The organism is Acidobacteriota bacterium (assembly GCA_029861955.1).
Lineage (GTDB): Bacteria > Acidobacteriota > Polarisedimenticolia > Polarisedimenticolales > Polarisedimenticolaceae > JAOTYK01.
On record JAOTYK010000078.1, the window covers coordinates 1 to 5434 of the forward strand.

3 protein-coding genes are annotated in these 5434 nt (G+C 63.6%); 2 read left to right on the plus strand and 1 reads right to left on the minus strand.

The features are described from left to right. Nucleotides 1-2878 (plus strand): porin family protein (locus OES25_17370; protein ID MDH3629409.1); only part of this gene is annotated, 2878 nt, incomplete at its 5' end. A 232-nt stretch (nucleotides 2879-3110) separates the two neighbouring features. Here the strand turns inward: OES25_17370 and OES25_17375 are convergent. After that, complete coding sequence (locus OES25_17375; GenBank protein ID MDH3629410.1) at nucleotides 3111-4721, minus strand: S8 family peptidase; 1611 nt, start codon at nucleotides 4719-4721, stop codon at nucleotides 3111-3113. Between the two features lie 363 nt (nucleotides 4722-5084). Between OES25_17375 and OES25_17380 the strand changes: the two genes are divergently transcribed. Beyond that, the coding region (locus tag OES25_17380) for a hypothetical protein (GenBank protein MDH3629411.1) at nucleotides 5085-5434 on the plus strand (350 nt) is incomplete at its 3' end.

Here is a 5434-nt window from a genome sequence, read left to right on the forward strand (position 1 = left end):
GATCGACGATGTGTACGGCCAGGACAATCTAGGTCGTCGCTCGATCCCCGTCGCCGGGAGTCGGGTGCGGATCCATGGGACGCGCATTGCCGTCGATGACGAATTGACGATCGATGGCCGGGCCGTACCGTTGGATGAGGACGGGCGCTTCGCGGTGGAGACGATCAAACCGGTCGGGTCTCACGAGATCCAGGTAAACGGCTCGGGCGCGCAGTCATGGGATCGGTCGCTCCCGGTCGACGTCACCGGCAAGTACTTCTTCATGGTCGGCATCGCGGACCTCACCATTGGGCAGAACGATCTGTCCGGAAGCGTTGAACCCCTCGCAGTCGACGACCACTACGACGGCGATGTCTTCGTCGACGGGCGTATTGCGATGTACCTGAAGGGCAAGGTCAAGGGCAAGTACCTGGTGACCGCCCGTGTGGACACGGGTGAAGACGAGCTCGGGGACCTCCTCGACAACCTCGACGAGGAAGATCCACGCCGACTTTTCCGGCAACTGGATCCCGACCAGTACTATCCAATCTACGGGGACGACTCCAGCACGACGGAAGACGCGCCAAGTCAGGGCAAGCTCTACGTTCGTGTCGATTGGGATAAATCCCGCGGGTTGTGGGGCAACTACTCGACGGGCTTTACGGGAACCGAGTTTTCCCAGTACAACCGGACGCTCTACGGTGCCAAGTTGGAGCATCGCTCGCTGGGCACTACGGAATCGGGCGACGACCGCCTGCAAGTACAAGCGTTCGCCTCTGAGGCGCAGACCCTGTTCGGTCACAACCGATTTGCCGCGACGGGTGGCAGTCTGTATTACCTGCGCGATACGGAAATCGTCCTGGGCTCCGCGAAGATCGCGGTTGAAATCGTCGATCGCGACTCCGGGCGAGTCGTGGAGCACAAAGAGATGATCCGCGGCCGCGACTACGAAATCGACGAACTGCAGGGTCGGATCATTCTGACCCGTCCGTTGACCCAGTTTGCCGACCAGGCGGCGCCGTCGATCGTCAAGGACCAGCCGCTAGACGGAAACCAGGCATTCTTGCTGGTGGACTACGAGTATCTGCCCGGTGGGCTCGGTTCCGGCGACACGACTTACGGCGTCCGCGGTCAGGGCTGGGTCAACGACAAGGTCGGACTGGGAGGCACCTGGGTCGAAGAGGATCGTGCCGGTCAGGAATACCGTCTTGCCGGTACCGACGTCGTGTTGCGGCATTCGCCGGGGACCTTCGTCAAGCTGGAGTACGCCGAGAGTGAGTCGACACAGAGTTCCGGTGGTTGGGCGTCCGTCGACGGTGGCTTGACGTTCCAGGCCCACAGCGTCGGCGGCGGGGCGGCCCGCGAGGGTGAGGCCTACGCCATCGAGGCGCGAGCCGAACTCGGCGCGCTGACCGGCGGGCAGTCTCGGGCGGAGCTGGGGACCTGGTACCGGCATCGCTCCGCGGGGTTCAGTTCCGCACGGGTCGACACCGGAATCGAGACCGACGAGTACGGTGCCGAGGCCGCCTGGTCGCAAGGCGACCAGCTTACGTTCGCCGCCCGAGGGGCGGTGATTGACCAGCAGGGGATTCGTACCGATACCTCCCTGGGCGTGGAAGCGCGGTACCGGCTCAATGATGTATGGGCCGTGTCGGGTGAGGCTCGCCATGTGCGTGAAGAGACGTTGCTGACGGACGCCAGCGGAACCCTGGGCGCCGTACGCGCCGACTACCGCTTGAACGACCGGGTTCGGTTGTTCGGCCGGGCGCAGATCACGCTTGATTCCGACGCGAGCTACGCGGACAACGATCTTGCGAGCATCGGAACCCGTTTCCGTCTCGGCAAGGGGTTCAGCGCCAGCGCCGAGTTGACGGTCGGCGAACGCGGTCGGGCGCTTCAACTCGGTGCCGAGCACAACCTCTCCGACGTCCATCAACTCTACGGGACCTACACGCTGTCGACCGATCGCACGGACCCGCTGCGCGACGGCTGGACGGTCGGACAAAAGGCCGCCATCAGCGATCAACTCACCGTGTTCACCGAGAATCAGTTCGCGCGTACGACGAGGCAGTCTGGGCTGGCGCGGGTCTTCGGTGTGGACTTCACGCCGGACGATCGTTGGCATATCGGCCTTTCGGTCCAGTCGAGCGACCTGGACCAGACCGCGGCGCCGGACATTAAACGCGACGTCGTGTCCGTCTCGGTCGCGCGGAGCAGCGAGCGGACCCGCTGGGCCAGCAAGCTCGAGTTCCGCACCGAGGAAGGCGCCATCGGCCGGACACAGTGGCTAACGACGAATCGCGTGGACCACCAGTTCGACGAAGCGCTCTCCGTGTTCGGCAAGCTGAGTTTCTCGTTCGACGATAACGACGACCTGGGGCGCGACGACGCGAGGTTCATCGAGAGCGGTCTCGGCGTGTCCTACCGTCCGGTGTCCGACGATCGCTGGAACTTGCTCGGTCGCTACACGTACTTGCTGGACCTGCCGTCGGAAGGGCAGCTCCCGTACCGGACCGATCAGCGCTCGCACGTGTTCTCGGCGGACGCGATCTACCAGATCAACCGGCGCTGGGAACTCGGTGCCAAGCTGGCCCGTAGAGAGGGCGAGCTGCGCGCCGACCGCGATGCCGGGCAGTGGTTCGGGACCGACGCCTCGCTGGTTGTCGTCCGTGGGCGCTTCCATCTGGTGAACAAGTGGGACGCTCTGGCGGAGTATCGCCTCTTGTGGTCCGACGAGGCCGAGGACGCGAGGTCCGGGTTCCTGGTCGGGGTCGATCGTCCGATCCACGAACACCTGCGGATCGGAGTCGGATACAACTTCACCGATTTCACCGACGATCTGACCGATCTCGATTACGACGGTGGAGGTTGGTTCGTCAATCTGGTCGGAAAATACTAGGGATCGGAAACCGCTCGCCGGGTCAATCTGATGGGCGCCGGCAGAAAATAAATCTGTCCCCATTGCGTAAAACCGGGTCCTCCTGCGCATGCACGGGTGAGCGCGAAGAAGCTCATAGGAGGGCTCCCAGTACAAATCGCTGATCGTCTCGAGATGAGATGTCTTGGGTATGGTGGGAAGAACGGGGCCGCATCGTCTTCACGGCTCGCCCCGTCCTTCCCTGGGAGAAGCTCTAGTCGTCGTCCACCTGGACGGTCTGGCCGGACAGTTCGATCAGCGGATCGCCGTTGGTGAACACGTCACCCCACAGCAGCGCGTCACCCCACAGCAGCGCGTCGCCCCATAGCAGCGCGTCGCCCCACAGCAGCGCATCGCCCCACAGCAGCGCGTCGCCCCACAGCAGACTCTGGTTGAAGGCGAAGTCGCCCCACAGCAGGCCGGTATTCTCGAAGCCCATCTTTCCGGTCGTCTCGTCCGGGAACGCCCTCGGTGACAGCGCCGTAGCGACGTACACGTCGTTCGCAACGGCCATCTGCATGGCTGCAGCGATGTCCAGCAGGCCGGCGCCGGTCGAGAACGGGTTGCCCATGTCGACTTTCTTGGCCGAGATCATCAGCATCGCCTTGACCGTGTCCGGGTTGAGCGACGGCTCTTCCTCGAGCATCTTCGCCACGGTGCCCGAGACCATCGCCGCGGACATGCTCGTCCCGGACAGCTCGATGTAGTAACCGGAGCAGTACGAGTTCCCGCAATCCTTCATGCGGTCGGGCAGGTCGGCCCGCATCTTCGCTTCGTACGAGATCGGTGCCACGAAACGGTTACCCGGCGCGACGAGATCCGGCTTGACGAAGTGATCGAACAGCGTCGGACCCTTGGAGGAATAACTCGAGACGTAGTCGTCGGAGAGATCTCCGCCGGTCTCGTTGTCGGTGATCGAACCAACGGTGATCACCCTGGGCGAGTTGCCGGGGCTGGTGATCGTGAAGTGGCCATCGCGGCCGTAGTTCCCGGCCGAGCAAACGACGACGATGCCGGTGTCCCAGACGGCTTCCACTGCGGCGACCAGCGGGTCGTCCGCGGCCGCTTCCTCGATGGCCTTGCCCAGCGAGAGATTGGCGACTCGGATGTTGTATTGATTCGCATTGACCAGCAGCCAGTCGAGTGCCGCGATCAGATCGGAGGTCAGCCCCTGTCCCTGGCCGTTGAGTACGCGAAGTGAGAGTAGGTCGGCGTACGGCGCGACACCGCGGAAATCACTGGCTGCCCCGTAGCTGTCACTGCCGATGACACCCGCGACGTGGGTCCCGTGACCGAAAGGGTCGCCCAGACCGTAGCCCGGTGAGGTGGATTGGCCGACGAAATCGAACTGAACCGGCGAGGGCCACAAATCGGTGTGGTTGCCGATGCCGGAGTCGAATACGGCCACGCCGATGCCCGAACTGACCACGCTGTAATCGATGTTCTCAAACGTGCCCTGGTCGAGATTCGCCGTCACCAGCGCCGACTCGGCGAAACCCTGCAACGGCGCATCGCTGCTGATGAACGCCACGTTCGGGTTGTGGCTCAGCGCCTCGATAGCCCTTGCCGGGATCCGCGCCGCCTTCATCGGCAGCCGATGGTAGCCGCGGATATTCTCGCCGCCGGCGTTCTTGATCGCCTTGTCGTCGGCTTTCCCGGGACGATCGGCGAACGTGATGATCACGTCCACGAACCCCGCCGGGTTGCTCTCGGCATGAGACCGGATCGCCTGGCTCACCCGGTCGTTCGAGGCCGGCCCAGCTGCACCGGCCCACGCCGTCGTCGCCAGTAGGCAGAAGATTGTAAGGATGGTCAGACGACGCATTAGAAGCTCCTTCGATTCCAGTTCAGTCGGCCCTCGTTATTGCAAGAAGATCGCCAGGTCGATGTCGATGTCTTCGAAGGGGGAAAAAGCTCGAATTTATGGGAAAACCACGGTGTGCGCGATTCGTCGACACGTTTGCCGGCCCGATGAGGGCTGGGGAGCGGTCGGGCAGGTGAGGGGGGGATTCGGTCCGAATGACCGAAGAGAGGACAGAGATCGCAACGTGGCCCGTTGAATGCGGCTTGTTGTCCGGACACCGGACGGTCGATCGTCCGCCGGCGGACAGTCCGGCAGTTAGAGGATCAGATTCCGGGGAGTTTCGGGGTCTGATGCTGGTACCGGACTCGCAGTGGGTACGCTGCGATGTTCCGCCCTTGCCAACCGATCGATGGCAGACGATCCGACCGATTTCGGCCGTCGTTTTGCCCCCACGAAGGGTGTCCCGCCCACACCGATTCCGGCGGCCCCTACGTCGCCAAGCGGGATGGATCCTACCGACGGCAATGCGACCCGCTGCGCCGGGTCCAACGGTTTCGGTGCGGGACATGCGGCAGGGGATTCTCGCAGCGTAGCTTCGCGACGACCTATCGGCTGAAGCGGCCCGAGCTCCTGGCACCGGTCGCCGCACTGCTGGTCGCCGGCTCGGCCAATCGTCAGATCGCACGTTCGTTGGGCTGCTCCCACTCGACGGTCACACGGATGAGTGTGCGGCT

Excerpts from the sequence above, each read along its gene's own strand:
- OES25_17375 (MDH3629410.1), bottom strand. The coding sequence starts at position 4,721 with ATGCGTCGTCTGACCATCCTTACAATCTTCTGCCTACTGGCGACGACG.